Origin of the sequence: Deefgea piscis, assembly GCF_019665785.1 — a bacterium.
In the GTDB taxonomy this organism is placed as follows: domain Bacteria; phylum Pseudomonadota; class Gammaproteobacteria; order Burkholderiales; family Chitinibacteraceae; genus Deefgea.
Map to the genome: position 1 here is coordinate 1,485,836 of NZ_CP081149.1, position 16,545 is coordinate 1,502,380.

A 16,545-nucleotide genomic window follows, 5' to 3' on the forward strand; every position below is an offset into this window, starting at 1 on the left:
CGTGAATTAGTAGGCGTATTCTGGTAGCGGTGGCGGCGCGAGTCGTTGCCAATCGACCCCACTCACCAACCATTGCCACTGCGCCGCATCCAGCGTAAAGATCACATCGCCCGCTTGCGGCCAAACAAACCGACCTTGATGCAAACGCCGCTGTGCCAACCACACACCGGTGCGATCCCACAGCAACACCTTCAAGCGATTACTGCGCTGATTGCGAAACGCATACGCCACACCTTCGATGGGGGAACGCTGCAAACGGGCATGAATCTTGGCCGACAAACCCTCGATACCAAGGCGCATATCGACCGGTTCGACAACCAATTGCAGCGAAGCCAATGGCGGCATCATGCCAAAGCGCGCAGCAGATTCGCCAACCAAGTGGCGCAGGTGCTGGTCGGTAAGGACAAATCGACCCCATTGGCCAAACGCAGCTGCAATGTTTCGGCACTGGGCGTTGGCCATTGCGTCGTCACCAAAGTCAGCGGGGCAATGGACGAATTTGTTATGGGTGCGGCATCAAAAGTCGTGGTGGCGGATAAATGGGTTTGATGGCGTTTCACCCAGCTTGAAAAAGTAGCACGCTTATAACCATGCTACCGCTCCAGAGATAAAAAGCGCAGCATGCCAGAGTCCGTGAAGAAATTGCTGTGGTACGGCTGAGCCCTTACCTCTGAGCGACTCACTTTTTTACGATAATTAGTGGATTTGTAAGCTTTAGTCACGACATTAAAAATGCCCTTCGCTGCAAGGGGCATTTTTATTGGATTCAATTTCACGACTATATTAGACAAGTTGCGACTTTAATTGCCAAGTTGCGACTTTAATAGGTTGAAATATGTATTTTACTTTCTTGGTGGCTACTCAACTGTCACACTTTTCGCAAGATTTCTAGGTTTGTCGACGTCGGTGCCTTTACGGCAGGCGGTGTGGTAGGCCAAAAATTGCAGTGGTAGTGTAAAGACAATTGGCGCTAGTGGGCCGGTTTGACTTGGTAGGGTAATGGTGCGATGGCAGTAGTCAAAGGCGGCTTCACAGCCAGGTTCGGCGATTAGAAAAATCTTGCCGCCACGTGCTTGGACTTCACGTAGGTTAGACAGTAATTTATCAAATAGCGCATCATTGGCGGCGCAGACAATGACAGGCATTTCTTCGTCTACCAAGGCCAGTGGCCCGTGTTTGAGTTCGCCAGCAGCGTAGCCTTCGGCGTGGATGTAGGCAATTTCTTTGAGCTTGAGTGCGCCTTCGAGTGCAATTGGGAATAGCGTATGGCGACCTAAAAATAGTGCATGGTTATAGTGGCTTAGTTCGTGAGCCCATTCTTCTAGCGCGGTTTCTAGTGGGAAAATATCAGTGAACATAGCAGGCAAGCGGGGTAGGCAATTGGCCAGTTCAGTTAATTCTGCTTGGGTTAAGGTTTGGCGGCAGTGGGCCAGTGTGCCGGCCAGGGTAAATAGCGCGGCCAGCTGGGTGGTGAATGCTTTGGTGGACGCTACACCAATTTCAATACCGGCATGGGTGAGTGCGACAAGGTCGGCTTCGCGTGTGAGTGTGGAATGAGCGACATTGCACAAAGCCAAAATATGCACTTGGCCGCGCTCTTTGGCAGAACGAAGCGCGGCGAGTAAATCGGCGGTTTCTCCCGATTGTGAGATCGCCACTATCAAGCTGCCGTCTTGTTCTTTGCCGCTGCGATAGCGGTATTCACTGGCGATATCAACGCTGACGGGTAGGCCGGTGTATTCTTCAATCCAGTAACGGGCAACCAGACCGGCGTGATAGCTTGAGCCACAAGCGACGATACGGATTGCAGTGGTGTTGCTGAAAATTTCATCGGCATTGCTGCCAAATAATTCAGGAGAAAATCCGTGTTTGAGTGCGGCAGCAAGTGTGTCGGCGAGAGCGACGGGTTGGGCAAAAATTTCTTTTTGCATGTAGTGGCGGTAAGGGCCTAAGTCGGCTGAATCGGTAATGACATCCAAGGTGCGTGCAGGGCGTTCAACACGTTGGCCTTGTCGATCAAAAATTTGCACTTCGCGGGTATTGAGTACCGCTAAATCACCTTCTTCTAGGTAAATCATGCGTTGGGTGAGTGGCAATAGGGCGGCGATGTCTGAAGCAAAAAATTGTTCTTCAAAACCAAGGCCGATGACTAAGGGGCTACCTTGTCGGGCGCAAATTAATACATTGGGTTCGGCTAAGCTGGCGACACCAATGGCGAATGCGCCGCGTAAACGAAGAATACTTTCTTGCACTGCGGTTTGCAGGTGATGAGTGCGCTGCAAATTAAAATGGATTAAATGGGCAATCGCTTCAGTATCGGTTTCTGAGCTAAAAACATAGCCAGCGGCTTGTAGCTCAAGCTTGAGTTCGGCGTGGTTTTCAATAATGCCATTGTGTACCAGCATGACGGAGTCGCCGCCTAAATGCGGATGAGCATTGGCTTCTGATGGAATACCATGGGTCGCCCAGCGGGTGTGGGCAATGCCACTTTGACCTGATGCATTTTGGCAGCGTTCGGCTAAATCGGCCACTCGGCCGGCGACGCGAATGCGTTCTAACTGCTGTTCGCCATTGAGTGCGATGCCGCTGGAGTCATAACCGCGGTATTCAAGTCGGGTAAGACCTGCCAATAACATAGGAACAACATTTCGATTCGATACTGCGCCAACAATTCCGCACATAAATTGGTTTCTCCGAATGGTGCATTGCATCATTGAAATGTAAAATAAATTATATGCTTTGTCGCTATTGGAATACCCCTAGTCCGAGTACCGTTTGACGGATTGGCCGACATTACCAGAGCATGCTCACTAAAGTGAAGCAAATGCTTGGATCAAAGAGGTTTGCAATGACAATTCAATTGCTTTCGCTGGGTGTGATTGGTGTGCGCTTACTCGATTGTATTTTAAATTCGAAAGCAATTTATCCCGATGAATTAGCCGATCAAATTGTGAATGAAATTAATCATTATTTGGTGAGCGCGCCAATGCGTGAAAAACCATTATTATTTCATTTGGCTTGCGAAGTGCATGAAGCGTTGAGTGATCGTTTTGGCCGAGTGGATTCTTTGCAAGTCAAAAGAGATATTAGCAATATGATGGGCTTGTTAATTTACCGTGCTCGGGTGACGGCCAATCAAGGTCGATAATTTAAATTGAGTGCCGTTTATAAAACGATCCATCTTACGATGGGTCGTTTTTTTATTGCCGATCACGACAGGTGACGGCTTTTTAGATTATGCTTAGCCCAATTTACTTGTTGAGCTTACACGCTATGAAAAACAAAACAGCGGATTTTGTTGAGCCCTTAGTGGCATTGGCAGTGATATGTTTGTTGTCATTGACGATTTTTTCGATTGTTCGCCCATTTTTGGCTGCCACTTTGTGGGCCGGTATTTTGGTGATTAGCACTTGGCGACCGTATCTTTTTTTAGTGAAGTGCCTACGTGGTCGGCGTGCACTCGCGGCGGTGACGATGATTGCTGCGCTATGTTGTTTTATTCTTTTGCCGATTGTTTTGGCGGCGAGTGATTTTTCAAGTGTTGCTTCAACTTGGAGTATTCAGCTGCATGCGTCATTTGGCGAGGGCTGGCCAGCATTACCCCAGTGGTTGGTTTCTTTGCCGGTGGCGGGTAATTATATTGATCAATTTTGGAACAAACTTGGCGCTAAAGATGCTGAAACGATTACTTCGTTTCGTAGTTATATCGCGCCGGCATCACAGCTATTACTGCTACTGGCCAAAGAGATTGGCAGTGGCATGATGTTGTTGGTGATGAGTTTATTTATTTCATTTTTTATTTACATGGGTGGCGAAGATTTATTGGCGTGGATTCGCGGTTTTGTTGAGCGACTCGCTGGCGAGCGCAGTATTGAGTTATTGGGCATTTCTTTGGCTTCGACTAAGGGCGTGGTCTATGGCTTTATGGGGACGGCCGTAGTGCAGGCGGTGTTGGCATGGGTGGCCTTTTTGATATCGGGCGTGCCGAATGCCGCATCACTTGGCTTTGCGAGCTTTATTTTAGCGTTAATGCCGTTTGGTCCATCGTTGATTGGTTTGCCTGCTGCGGCATGGTTGTATTATCAAGGCGAAGTGGGCTGGTCGATTTTTATGGTGGTCTGGATGCTGTTTGTGGTGGGCTCGGCCGATAATGTGATTAAACCATTGTTGATTGGTAAAGGCAGTTCACTACCATTTATTTTGATTTTCTTTGGTGTGCTTGGCGGCGCGTTAGCTTTTGGGATGCTGGGGGTATTTATTGGCCCAGTCCTGTTGACGATTTTTTATGAGCTAGCGCGTAGCTGGATTTTTTATCCGCAGCGTTTGCCACCAGCGACCGTTACCACCTTGCCAGATGAGTCGAAAGAATAAATAGACAACATAAAAAAACCGCAAAATGCTTTGCGGTTTTTTTCGCTTTAATCCTGTATTGCTGCGATGTTTTAGTATGCAACTAACTCACCGTTGATTAATTTAACCTGCTGGCCCACTTGGAGTGCTGGCATTTGTGGGTATTGAATGGTGCGCGTACTGCCATCGGCAAATTGCGCAGTGACTTCATAATGGGTTTGGGTATTGACGCGTTTTTCGACTTGATTGCCAATCAATGCGCCACCGATGGCGCCTAAAATTCGGGCTGCGGTTTTGCCATGGCCTTTGCCGATTTGATTGCCGATCACACCACCTGCAGCGCCGCCGAGTATTACGCCTGCGGCCGAGCCCTCACCATCGGTTTGAATGGTTTCAATATGGGTAATTTGCCCGCAATTGGGGCAGCTTACCGGGCTATTGCTTGCGGAGACTTTAGTCCACACCAGCTCGGGGGCAACGGGTACTGGCGTTGGTTTAGGATGATATTTTGGTTTTTTGCTGGGCGTTGGTGTCGCAGTTGGTGTCGGTGTGGGGCTTGGACTTGCGGTAGGGGTGGGCGTTGGCGTTGCTGTCAGGGTAGGCGTTGGGCTCGCGCTTGCTGTGCTGCTGGCAATCAGCGCTGGGGTGCTGGCGCTAGGTTGTGGTGTATTGCCGACGTAGCCTAGCCAATGGGCGATGCCGACACCCGATGCCAAAATGACCGATGCTGCTGCCGCTAAAATCAGAGGATGTGTGCTTGAGGTCGACGTGCTCATCATGGGGGCTCCTGCTTGGAATCAATTGATTTTGCGCTGTTTTTATAAACCAAGCTATGACGCAGTGCACAGTTATAAAAAAAGCCCGTCGTGAATAACGACGAGCTTTAATTTCACAAGTAGGGGGTTATAGCCGAAATACAGTTCACTTAACGAAAAACCCTGAAAATCTGACGCAGAGACACAGAGGCGCGGAGGAAATTCAGGGGTTTTCAATTGATTTTCTCTGCGCCTTTGCGTCAAAAGCGACACCAGCAATGAAATCGAGGAAAAAAATGCCGCTCACTTGGCTTAAGTGAACGGCATTAGGGTTATAGCCGGAATTTATGCACTAAGGTTGCGAGTTGCTCTGATACGACTTTAATCGATTGTGCTGCGCCGACCGTACCTTGAGCTGCCGACATCGTGCCGTTTGAAGATTGGGCTACTTCATCGACATCATTACGGATTGCCATACTGGCATGCACTTGTTCAGCGAGCGCATTGCCGATCGCTCCCACTACCAATGCAGTGGCTTCCGTTTCTTGGCGAATGGCTTTGACCGCTTCGCCGCCTTCTTTAGCTTGGCGTATCCCTTCTTTCAGTTGGATAAACATCTCATCCATTCGGGTTTTGGCATTTTGGCCACTGCCCTGAACCGCGGTAATGGTAAGGCCAATTTCTTGCGTCGCTGAGCTGGTTCGCTCTGCGAGTTTACGCACTTCATCGGCCACCACCGCAAAGCCTCGTCCCATATCGCCAGCGCGTGCCGCTTCAATGGCCGCATTCAGAGCCAGTAGATTGGTTTGGTCGGCAACGTCGCGAATAACGGCAATAACGGCTGAAATACTGCCAACGCGCTGCGCTAAATCATCAATACTGCTTTGGGTGTCGCCAACCGCTTGTTCAATATCGGCAAAGCGGGTGACAGCCGATGAAATTACCGTGAGGCCTTGCGCAGAAATCGCCGTGGCCGATTCGCTTTGTTGGCGGGCAGTATTGGCTTGCTGTTCAGCTGAGCGAGTTTGTTCGGCAAATTGTTCTGCGGTATGCGCGATGCGGCTGGCGGCATGGCCTTGCGCTTCGATTAGACGATTACTGTCTTGGGCGCGTGACACAATGTCTTCACTGGTGTGGTGTAAGGTCGATACGGCTTGCGATAACTGCGACATTACGGTGCGTAATGATTCGCGCATGCGAATGACCGAGGCAAAAATGCTATGCGGTGAGGCGTTGTCCGCTTCATGGTGATTTTGCAAATTGCCATCAGCAACGCTTTGCACCAGTTTTAAAACTTCAGCTGGCTCGCCACCTAAGTCATTTAAAATTCGGCGCACGGTGGTGAGCATTAGAAAACCCACAATCCCAGCAACCACTAAGCAGATCCAAACTTGCCAGCGTGCATTGCTCCAAAAGCGAGCGTGCGCTTCGGCTGAGCTAACACCATTGCCGACAATCCAACCCCAGCGAGGTGTTTTTTGTGCCACAGACAGTAGCTCGACGACTTCGCCATCGCGCTCTGAGGTCCAAGGATAGGCGGTGAGTGCGCCGCCCGATTGATTGAGAGCTGCCAGCGCAATGGCGCCAACGCTGCCACCTTTGGCGTCTTTAAATTCATTAAAGCTAGTGCCATGCAGTTGTGGGTCGAGTGGCGTTGCAATGAAATTGAGTTTTTCGTCGGTAACGTAAACGTATTCAGATTTATGGTATTTATTTTCGCGCAAAATTTGCGTTGCAATGGCTTTGGCTTGTGTTTCAGTCAGTTGACCGCTGGCGGCTAAGTTTTCTAGCTGAGTGATCGTCAGGTAAGTGCTTTTAAGTAGTTGTTCAATGCGTGCTTGATTGTCGCTTGCGCTCATATCACGCATGGTGATTAAGCCAACTAACATGACGCCGATTAAGGCGACGAGAACGGCAATGGATAAGGCCCATGCTTTAAATTTAAGTGTCATCGTGAAGTCCCATACCATTTGTAACAAAGACGGTGTATGGGGGCTATTATGCCTTGGATATTAGAGATTAATAATACCGTTTCCTAAATAGTTCACTTTACCTGAGCAGTAAATCTGTAGTAGTGGATTAACTTTGATATTGATCACACAAAGTCGGCTAATGAGTTTTTGGATGGTGTGGCCTTGCTCAATTCGAAATTGCAACGGCGCTTTGGCTCCGGTAGCCAGTAAGTAACTGCCCAAATTGGCCGCGGCGGTGCCAGACGCAAAATCTTCCTCGACCCCAAAAGCATCTGAGCTAAAGCAGCGCACGGTGAATAGTTCAGCGTCACGCCGCCAGATGGTGACTTGTGCCATGGCGTTAGGGCTATTGAGAACCTGCGCTAACAAAGCGGGGTGGGGTTTGGCCTGCAAAACACTTTGCCGTGAATGTGTTTGCACCATCAGCTGCTCGACGCCGTTATCGACCCATAAAATGGGCAAAACTAAATCATGCACGCTGATATTGAGCGCTTGGGCTAAGGCAAGTGGGCTTTGGTCATAAGGACGGGTACTGCTTGGCGAGCTAATGAAATTATATTCTTCATGGCTATACCCCACCTTAAATTGCCGTGCATTGTGCGTGAGTAATAGCGACTTAAACTCTGGATCTAAATGCCGAGCAACGGCAGCGGCACCAATTAAAGCTCTACCAGAAAAAGGCAGGGCATACTGCGGTGTATAGCATTGCAGCTGCTGAGTATGAGGGCTAAAAAAAGCCACTTCAGTGCCGCCCATTTGGTAAGCGAGGGCTTGGCAGATTTCAGTATCTGGGAAGTCATCAACCACAAAAACCACGAATGGATCGCCAGCTAAGGGCTTTTCGGCAAAAACATTCAGCATGTGAAAGGAATATTGTGGCATGCGGCGATAACCTTGAAAGAATAGCTTGCTGACACTTAGTGACGCAAAAATTGGTATTTTTTGGTAAGATAGAAAAAATATTGTCTTGAATTTCCAAAAAGTTGGACTGCCATGCCTGTGAACTTACCTATTGCTGAGAAAGACCAACCCTTAAAGCGAGATCTTGATCTGCTTGCTGCCTTGTTGTCTGACACGATTCGTGAACAGGCTGGTGCTGCAACTGCTGAACAAATTGAAGCGATTCGTCAACTTGCTTTCCGCTACGTGCAAGGGCACGAACCTGATGCGGGTAAAGCATTGGCGCGTTCCTTGTCGATATTGGATATGCCAACCACCATGGCCTTGGTGCGTGCATTTAGTTATTTCTCGCATTTATCTAATATAGCAGAGGATTTGCACCATAACCGCCGCCGCCGCGCGCATAAAATTGCCGGTTCAAAACCACAGCGTGGCAGTATTGCAGCGGTGATTGATGATTTGTTAGAACGTAACGTTAAGCCATCTGAAATGTTAGCGTTATTGGCGGATACACTGATAGCCCCGGTGATGACAGCGCATCCGACAGAAGTGAAGCGTAAAACCATACTCAATTGTCATAATGCGCTCGCGGCCTTACTGACAGAGCGCGATCGTAGCCAGATGACGCCAGAAGAAGTTCGCGACAATCAAGAAGCCATGGAACGGGTGATGCTGACTTTGTGGCAAACCCGCGAAGTGCGTACGGTAAAACTGACCGTGCAAGATGAAATTGAAAATGGTTCGACCTTTTTCCGTAATACCTTCTTGCATGAAATTCCACGCCTTTATCAAGACTTAGAAGACAAGTTTTCTGATATGAGCGGTGAAGCCATTCAATTACCGAACTTTATTCAAGTCGGTAGCTGGATTGGTGGTGATCGCGATGGCAACCCCAATGTGACGGCCGATGTGATGCGCTACGCCGTGTCACGCCAAGCTGGCGTGGCATTAGATCATTACTACCAACAATGCTTGAAGCTTGAGGGCGAATTGTCGATGTCGACGCGCTTGGTGGCAGTGGATCAAGCGTTGTCTGAATTGGCTGAAAGCGCTGTTGACGATAAAAATCGCAAAATTGGCGAACCTTATCGTCAGGCGGTATCGGCGATTGCATCGCGCATTTTTGCTACCGCGCTTGAAATCGGTACGTTTCACCATGAATTACACGATGTGGCCCGGGCTGCCGCGTATAAAAATGTTGAAGAATTATCGGCTGATTTAGCCACGATTGAACGTTCATTGAAAGCACATGGTGCAGTGAAGTTAGCCAATGGTCGTTTGCGTCGTTTGCAGCGTGCCGTATCGGTATTTGGCTTTTTCTTAGCGCCAGTCGATATGCGTCAGAATTCGGCCATTCATGAAAAAATGATTGGTGAGCTGTTTCAGCAAGCGGGCTTAGAAGAATACAGCAAGCTCAACGAGCAATCTCGCCGTACGGTACTGCTGCGTGAGCTTTCAAGCCCACGACCATTAATCTGCCCATACGATGTGACCTATAGCCCTGAAGTGCAGCAAGAATTAGATATCTTGCTCGCTGCCGCTGAATTACAAGCGCGCTATGGTGAGGCGGTATTACCGAATTATATTATTTCTAACTGTGAATCCGTTTCGGATATGTTGGAAGTGGCTGTGTTGCTCAATGACGTGGGCTTGGTGTCATTGGCGCCGCAAGTTCGCAGCAAAGTTAATATCATTCCATTGTTTGAAACCACCCCTGATTTGCGCGATAGCGGCAAAATCATGGGTGAGTTATTTGCCTTGCCACAATGGCGTTTGCTGCTCAATTGCCGCAATCAAGTGCAAGAAGTGATGTTGGGTTATTCTGACTCGAATAAAGAAGGCGGCTATCTCACGTCAAACTGGGAACTCTATAAAGCCGAGCTTAACTTGGTCGAAGTGTTTTCTGCTGCCGGTGTCACGCTGCGTTTATTCCATGGTCGTGGTGGTACGGTTGGCCGTGGTGGTGGACCGGCTTACGATGCGATTTTGGCGCAGCCAGCCGGTTCAGTGAATGGGCAAATTCGCATCACCGAGCAAGGTGAAGTGATTACCGCCAAATATGCCGACCGTGAAGTGGGTCGACGTAATTTGGAGATTTTGGTTGCCGCCACCTTGGACGCCAGCTTTCAGCCTTTGATTGAGCAAACCGATGATGTCTTAGCGCGCCGTGTGTTGATGGAGCGTTTGTCGAGCCGCGCGTATCAGTTCTATCGTGATTTAGTCTATGCAACGCCGGACTTTATTACTTATTTCCTAGAAGCCACACCGATTACCGAGATTCCGAATTTGAATATTGGTTCGCGTCCAGCAGCCCGTCGCAATACCACTAGCATTGGCGATTTGCGGGCGATTCCGTGGGTGTTTTCTTGGTCACAATGCCGCTTAATGCTGCCTGGTTGGTATGGCTTTGGTACTGCAGTGGCTGAGTATCTGGATGAAACCGGGGAAGAAGGCTTAGCGTTATTGCGTGAGCTGTATAAAACTTGGCCGTTCTTGCAAGTAACGATTTCAAATATGGAAATGGTATTGGCTAAATCGGATATTGCCATTGCCGAACGCTATTCTGAGTTAGTGCAGGATCAAGCGATTGCCAAGCGTATTTTTGGCCGGATTAAAGCTGAATGGCAACGCTCGGTGGATGCCGTGTTGGTGATTACTGAGCATGATCAATTATTGGGTGACAATCCAATGTTGGCACGTAGTCTGGACAATCGCTTGCCATATTTAGATCCACTCAATCATTTGCAAGTTGAATTACTGAAACGAATCCGTAGCGGTGATGATTCGGAAGAATTACGTCATGCGGTGCATTTGACCATCAACGGGGTTTCAGCCGGTTTACGCAATAGCGGCTAATTACTCGCAATAAAAGGAAACGCCACCATGCGCCCAGTAAAACAATTGTTTGCTTGCGGCTGTATGGTGGCGTTTTTGCATTCTGCGCCAACTTGGGCCTTACCCAGTCATTTTAGCGATAAAGTCGAAGCGGCTTTAGCTTGTCGTAGTGAATGGTCAACAGAGTGGTGGCGAAGTTATTTTCGATTACATTTAGACCCGCCAATTCGAGTTTGGGGCGAGGCTGAGTGGTACGCTGGTAAAAATGCGCAGTTAGCTGGTAATAGCGCCCAAGAGATTTTTGTAAATATCCCAGAATCTGGTGCATTGATGGTTGGCGTATTGATTAATTCGCCGGTGGCCACGGTTAGAAAAAATATCGAAGAGCGACTCGGTATGCGCTTTGTCGAGCTTGCTGGGCCATATCCGCGGTTTTTATCTCAATTTGGTAGTGTCTTAGTGCCGACTTCAGCAGAGAAAACCAAATGGTATTGCGCGCGCTGGAATTTGGGTAACCGACCATAGCAATACCACTTGCTAGCCACTTTAAAGTGTAATTTAATTATGGAATTAATTACTGCCTTGTTATTTTTTTGTAATAAAATATTAACATTACAGAAGCTGGTTTAAGTGGCTGTTCTGCTTATTTCTAAAAGTGTCGGAAATACGCCATCTCTTTTTGATATTAATAAATTGATTTGTTGCGTTTTTGACTACATCATTATTTGTTAATGCTGCGTTGCAATATTTTATTTTTCGCGAAATAGGTATAGATAAATGCAATTTATTTAGTTTTGTTGCGGTGCAGCAATAGTGTTTTTGCCGTATTTGGTAGTCCCACTCGTTGATTATTGTGCGCATTTTCAAATGGGTTTATTTCATGGTTGAGGCGCTTGACAGGAAAAATACTTTGCTACTAAATAGACTTTGTCGTGATCAAAAATATAATTTTGGCGCGATGCAATCATTAAAAATGAATAATTATTACATTAATCTTTCATTTTTAAGGTTGAGGCAAGACCAGTTCGATTGCGCGGGTAATGCCAAAAATAATGAGGATGGAGACTAATAACGCTAGAAATATAAAAGCTTGAGCGGCATTGATGACTCAAGCTATACAGATGAAGTCATGACAGGGCGTAACTGAACTCGATCGGGGTTTGTGTTGCTGACGTAGTGCAGGATTGCCAATCAACCCTTCCCTTGTGGAAGGGTTTTTTTATTTATCCCGTACGCAAAGTGGTGGATAATCGCCTTTTGCTTTGTTGTGATGATTATGTCTGCTTCATTAAGCCCGCGTGCGAATTTAAGCGCAATGAATACCTTGGGTTTGACCGCCTATGCATCCCGAATTTTACACCTACAGTCGATCGAACAACTTGAACCATGGCGGCTCGATCCTGAATTAAATACGCGGCCATGGCTGATTTTAGGTGGCGGTAGTAACTTGGTCTTATCCGAGTCGCTCGATAGCGTGGTTGTTCATGTCGAGCTTAAAGGAAAGCGCTTATTACGCGAGGATAATGAGGCGTGGTACGTCGCAGCGGCGGCGGGCGAGCTGTGGCATCCTTTTGTGCAATGGACCTTGGCGCAAGGCTGGGGTGGGCTGGAAAACCTGTCTTTAATTCCGGGGACTGTCGGCGCTGCACCAGTGCAAAATATTGGTGCTTACGGCGTTGAGCTTAAAGATACCTTGGATCACTTGACCGCGATTGATTTAAGCAGTGGCCAGATGCAACAATTTAGCGCCGCCGAATGTCAGTTTGCCTACCGCGATAGTTTTTTTAAGCAATCGACAACGCCTTGGCTGATTTGTGAGGTCGTATTTCGCTTACCAAAAAATCATCAAACCAAAACCAATTATGGTGATATTGCTCACGCTTTACAGGCGATGCAATTGCCGGCAACGCCGAGTAGTGTTTCACAAGCTATTTGCCAAGTTCGCCAAGCCAAACTGCCCGATCCCGCTGTGATTGGCAACGCCGGCAGTTATTTTAAAAATCCTATCGTTAGTGCTGAGCATTACCAAAAATTACAGGCGCGCTTCCCGCAAATGGTGGCGTATGCCTTGGCCGATGGTCAGTATAAATTGGCTGCTGGCTGGTTGATTGAACAAGCTGGTTGGAAAGGGCGGCGCTTGGGACCGGTTGGCATGTATGAAAAGCAAGCTTTAGTCTTGGTTAATCATGGCGGGGCAACCGCCGCCGATGTACTGGCTTTGGAGCAAGCAGTGCAGGCCGATGTCGCCGCACGCTTTGAATTGGCTTTAGAGTCTGAGCCGGTTAAATGGTAGGTATGTTTAGCTAGGTATTATTCAATATGGATTAGAGAGCGATACCCTGTATCGCTCTCTTTTTATTCTATGGCCAGTAGCCGTGTGGTTTGCTAGCCGCGTTTGCGACTATTTTGCGGCTTATGCCAAGGCCTTGAGTAAAGCGTCATGGATGCCAGCAAAGCCACCATTACTCATCACTAAAATATGGTCTCCTGCTTGCGCGGATGCCGTGATCGCTTGGATTAATGCCGGTATGTCATTAAAACTTTGCGCTTTATCGCCCAATTGAGCCAATGCTTCGCTAGGCTCCCAGCCTAAATTAGCGCCATAACAATAAACTTGATCGGCAGCGGCTAAGCTGGCGGGCAGGGCGGCTTTCATTGTGCCGAGCTTCATCGTATTCGATCGCGGTTCAAGCACGGCCAAAATCCGCGCATTGCCGACTTTGGCGCGTAGCCCTGCAATGGTGGTGGCGATGGCCGTAGGATGATGGGCAAAGTCGTCATAGACGGTGATTTGATTGACGCAGCCTTTAATTTCCATACGTCGTTTTACATTGGCAAATTGCCCCAAAGCCTCAATGGCGACACTTGGCGTAACGCCTACATGGCGCGCTGCCGCAATCGCCGCTAAGGCGTTGTGCGCGTTGTGCTCGCCCATCAACGCCCACGTTAAACGGCCTTGTGCTTGACCATCGAGTAAGACTTCAAAGCCATCTGGGTACACGGTACCCACTTGCCAGCCGTGCTCGCTCCCAGCAAAAAACTCAGTTTCACTCCAGCAACCGCGATCGAGTACGCGTTGCAAGCTGGCTTCTTTGCGATTCACAATCACGCGGCCTTGGCTGGGAACCGTGCGAACCAAGTGATGAAATTGGGTTTCAATCGCCGTTAAATCAGCAAAAATATCGGCATGATCAAACTCTAAATTATTTAAAACGGCGGTGCGTGGGCGGTAATGCACGAATTTACTGCGTTTATCAAAAAATGCCGTATCGTATTCATCGGCCTCAATGACAAAAAATGGCGAGGTGCTGTGCTGATCTTGGCGTGGTGTTTGCGGCAAGCGCGCCGAAATGCCGAAGTTCTCAGGGATGCCGCCGATTAAAAATCCGGGGGCTAATCCAGCGTATTCTAAAATCCATGCCAGCATGCCCGTGGTGGTGGTTTTGCCGTGCGTACCGGCAATCGCCAATACCCACTTATCTTGTAAAATTTGTTCTCCCAGCCATTGCGGGCCTGAGGTATAGGGGAGTCCCGCATCTAAAATCGCTTCCATCAGCGGCATACCCCGTTTAACGACATTACCAACGACGTATAAATCGGGCTGCAGTGCTAGCTGCTCAACGCCAAAGCCTTCAATCAGTTCAATGCCGAGCGCTTCAAGCTGAGTCGACATCGGCGGATACACATTGCTATCGCAGCCGGTAACGGTATGCCCTGCTGCGCGCGCGAGTGCGGCAATGCCACCCATAAAAGTGCCGCAAATACCAAGAATATGAATATGCATAATGGAGATAACCGTAGTGCCCGTGGCGAAATTAAATCAAGTGAAATGAAAACGATTGTTTTTGAATAATGGACTTGGCGAAGTATGCACTTGTCCTTACAATCGAGGGCAATAGTATAAACCAACAATTAGGCTTTAATTCCATGACTCTGTCCACCCCTGTTAATCCGGTGGAAATTGCCCGCATAGCACTTAAGCGGCTTTCTGAGCGCGCTTTGCCGCCAACGCCTGAAAATTACACCCAATTTTATAACGCTATTTTGACGATTAAGGCACCAGAAAGCAAAACCTCAACTGAGATGCAAGTGGCATGGCAGGTGTTGTATAAGCTGGATGATGCTGTGGATGGAGCAAGTTTACTGACTGAATGTTTATTAGAAAATTTGGCGGATTCAAATCAGGTTTTTGAACAAAAACTTGGTGATTTAAAGCAAGTCCGTCAAGCGCATGTGGCGCAGCAAGTCAGTATTGAAGAAACGCAAGCATCCTTAGAAGACATGCTCAATGTGGTGATTAGCACCACGCATAATGTGCATTCCACGGTGAGAACATCGCATAGCGATTTACAGACCATTCGCGATTCGATTCGGCATATTGAAGAAGATTTGGCATTTAATCGCAAAGTGCTTGAGCAAGACGCCTTAACCGGCGCTTTAAATCGGCAAGGGCTGGACCATTTATTACTGCGCGAAGTCAAACGCGCGCAGCGTATTGATGGCCGTTTAACGGCGGCGATTATTGATTTGGATGACTTTAAGTTAATTAATGATCGATTTACGCATTTAGTTGGTGATCAGGTATTAATTCACATGACCAACCTCACCAAAGCGGTGCTGCGTGAATCCGATGTTTTAGTACGCTACGGTGGCGAAGAGTTTTTACTGCTGTTGGTCGACACTGATGTTCGCGGTGCGAGTTATGTGATTGATCGACTTAAATTAGTTGCTGGCCGAACGCCTTATATCCACCACAATCAAAGAATTGAAGTGCGTTTTTCTGCCGGTATTGCGCAGTTAAAAGACGACGAAAATGGCCGTGCTTTATTGTTGCGTGCGGACGAGGCTTTATACCGCGCTAAGCAATCGGGACGGGGTAAGACTGAAATCGCCGATTAAGCGCGACCTTGCCGTGTTTGGCGGCTTTGGGTCGGATGCTGCGTTATCCAACGCTGGCGTAGAAATGACTACGCCAGCGCTTAGAGCCTTGTCTTAGGCCAAAATACCCAGCAATGCGGTTGGCAAACCCAATGTCAACAGACCCTAGTTCAGCCAAAGGGCAAGATAGCCATTACGCAGTACAAGGATTGCAAAATACACATACAGCAGCGCTGAAATCGCATGGCAAGCTTGCTTAAAGCGATTGCCCATTACTTGGCCACCGTGGTGACTGGCAAAGACAATCCCCGCACTCCATGCGACACCACCAATAAAAAAGCCGAGTAAAAATTCCGCGCTGCTCAACCAAGAGCCATCGGTCGCTTGCGCGATCAGCGCGCCACCGACTGCGGCAAACCATAAAATCGACGTGGGTGAAGCCAAGGCCAGCATTAGTCCACGGCCAAATAAATGATGTTTGGGTGGTAGGGGCGGGTGGGCGGTTTCGGCGCGCTGCGCGTCTTGTAATGCTTCTTTGGCCATTTTCCACGCCAGATAAATCAAAATACTGCCACCACCGAGCCAAGTGACCCATTGCACAGCAGGAAACTGTAATAAATAGCGCATGCCAAGCAGCGCTAAAATGGCGTAGAACAAATCGGCAAAACAAGAGCCCAGTCCCAAAATAAAGCCAGCACGGCGGCCATGCTTCATGGCGACATCAATCATTGCCACATTCACCATGCCAATATCTAAGCACAATGATAAAGACAGCAAAATACCAGTAAAAAGTGTTTCCATTGTTTTTCTTTCGTAGCAGATTAAAACGTATTGCAAATAATTAAGGTGTTGAT

The 16,545-nt window shown here is 48.3% G+C and carries 14 protein-coding genes; 6 read left to right on the top strand and 8 right to left on the bottom strand.

The annotated features are described in order from the left end of the window. Positions 1-6: 6 nt before the first annotated feature. The 3 genes from tnpB to glmS form a co-directional block, all read right to left on the bottom strand. Complete coding sequence (gene tnpB, locus K4H25_RS06895; protein ID WP_221022594.1) at positions 7-348, bottom strand: IS66 family insertion sequence element accessory protein TnpB; 342 nt, start codon at positions 346-348, stop codon at positions 7-9. Then, positions 345-560 carry a hypothetical protein gene (locus tag K4H25_RS06900; RefSeq protein WP_221022595.1) on the bottom strand — a complete coding sequence of 72 codons (216 nt, stop codon included), beginning with the start codon at positions 558-560 and terminating at the stop codon, positions 345-347. Before K4H25_RS06900 ends, tnpB begins: the two co-directional genes overlap by 4 nt. A gap of 297 nt (positions 561-857) precedes the next feature. Then, positions 858-2,681, bottom strand: coding sequence for a glutamine--fructose-6-phosphate transaminase (isomerizing) (gene glmS / locus K4H25_RS06905; RefSeq protein WP_221022596.1), 1,824 nt, complete (start codon positions 2,679-2,681; stop codon positions 858-860). 167 nt (positions 2,682-2,848) lie between these two features. Between glmS and K4H25_RS06910 the strand changes: the two genes are divergently transcribed. Both K4H25_RS06910 and K4H25_RS06915 read left to right on the top strand, forming a co-directional pair. After that, a complete protein-coding gene (locus K4H25_RS06910) occupies positions 2,849-3,148 on the top strand; it encodes a hypothetical protein (RefSeq protein WP_173533618.1) in 300 nt (99 codons plus the stop codon). A 125-nt stretch (positions 3,149-3,273) separates the two neighbouring features. Further along, positions 3,274-4,371 (top strand): AI-2E family transporter, encoded by a 1,098-nt coding sequence (locus K4H25_RS06915; protein ID WP_221022597.1) that lies wholly within the window; start codon positions 3,274-3,276, stop codon positions 4,369-4,371. A 71-nt stretch (positions 4,372-4,442) separates the two neighbouring features. On the opposite strand, the gene K4H25_RS06920 is transcribed toward K4H25_RS06915, so the two are convergent. The 3 genes from K4H25_RS06920 to K4H25_RS06930 all read right to left on the bottom strand — a co-directional run bounded on the left by K4H25_RS06920 (position 4,443) and on the right by K4H25_RS06930 (position 7,960). Further along, complete coding sequence (locus K4H25_RS06920; protein WP_255588122.1) at positions 4,443-5,129, bottom strand: outer membrane lipoprotein; 687 nt, start codon at positions 5,127-5,129, stop codon at positions 4,443-4,445. Positions 5,130-5,437: 308 nt separating this feature from the next. Then, positions 5,438-7,057: a methyl-accepting chemotaxis protein gene (locus K4H25_RS06925; RefSeq protein WP_221022598.1), complete on the bottom strand. Its 1,620-nt coding sequence runs from the start codon at positions 7,055-7,057 to the stop codon at positions 5,438-5,440. A gap of 60 nt (positions 7,058-7,117) precedes the next feature. Further along, positions 7,118-7,960 carry a PhzF family phenazine biosynthesis protein gene (locus K4H25_RS06930; RefSeq protein ID WP_221022599.1) on the bottom strand — a complete coding sequence of 281 codons (843 nt, stop codon included), beginning with the start codon at positions 7,958-7,960 and terminating at the stop codon, positions 7,118-7,120. A 111-nt stretch (positions 7,961-8,071) separates the two neighbouring features. On the opposite strand from K4H25_RS06930, the gene ppc reads away from it, so the two are divergent. The 3 genes from ppc (at position 8,072) to murB (ending at position 13,106) form a co-directional block, all read left to right on the top strand. Beyond that, positions 8,072-10,834, top strand: a complete 2,763-nt coding sequence (ppc, locus tag K4H25_RS06935) for a phosphoenolpyruvate carboxylase (RefSeq protein ID WP_221022600.1) — start codon at positions 8,072-8,074, stop codon at positions 10,832-10,834. 27 nt (positions 10,835-10,861) lie between these two features. Next, complete coding sequence (locus K4H25_RS06940; protein WP_221022601.1) at positions 10,862-11,338, top strand: hypothetical protein; 477 nt, start codon at positions 10,862-10,864, stop codon at positions 11,336-11,338. Between the two features lie 751 nt (positions 11,339-12,089). Further along, positions 12,090-13,106 carry a UDP-N-acetylmuramate dehydrogenase gene (gene murB, locus K4H25_RS06945; protein WP_221022602.1) on the top strand — a complete coding sequence of 339 codons (1,017 nt, stop codon included), beginning with the start codon at positions 12,090-12,092 and terminating at the stop codon, positions 13,104-13,106. Positions 13,107-13,226: 120 nt separating this feature from the next. On the opposite strand, the gene mpl is transcribed toward murB, so the two are convergent. Next, positions 13,227-14,600, bottom strand: a complete 1,374-nt coding sequence (gene mpl, locus K4H25_RS06950) for a UDP-N-acetylmuramate:L-alanyl-gamma-D-glutamyl-meso-diaminopimelate ligase (RefSeq protein ID WP_221022889.1) — start codon at positions 14,598-14,600, stop codon at positions 13,227-13,229. A 140-nt stretch (positions 14,601-14,740) separates the two neighbouring features. On the opposite strand from mpl, the gene K4H25_RS06955 reads away from it, so the two are divergent. Continuing rightward, complete coding sequence (locus tag K4H25_RS06955; RefSeq protein ID WP_221022603.1) at positions 14,741-15,712, top strand: GGDEF domain-containing protein; 972 nt, start codon at positions 14,741-14,743, stop codon at positions 15,710-15,712. 144 nt (positions 15,713-15,856) lie between these two features. On the opposite strand, the gene K4H25_RS06960 is transcribed toward K4H25_RS06955, so the two are convergent. Then, a complete protein-coding gene (locus K4H25_RS06960) occupies positions 15,857-16,492 on the bottom strand; it encodes a LysE family translocator (RefSeq protein ID WP_221022604.1) in 636 nt (211 codons plus the stop codon). Positions 16,493-16,545: the final 53 nt, after the last annotated feature.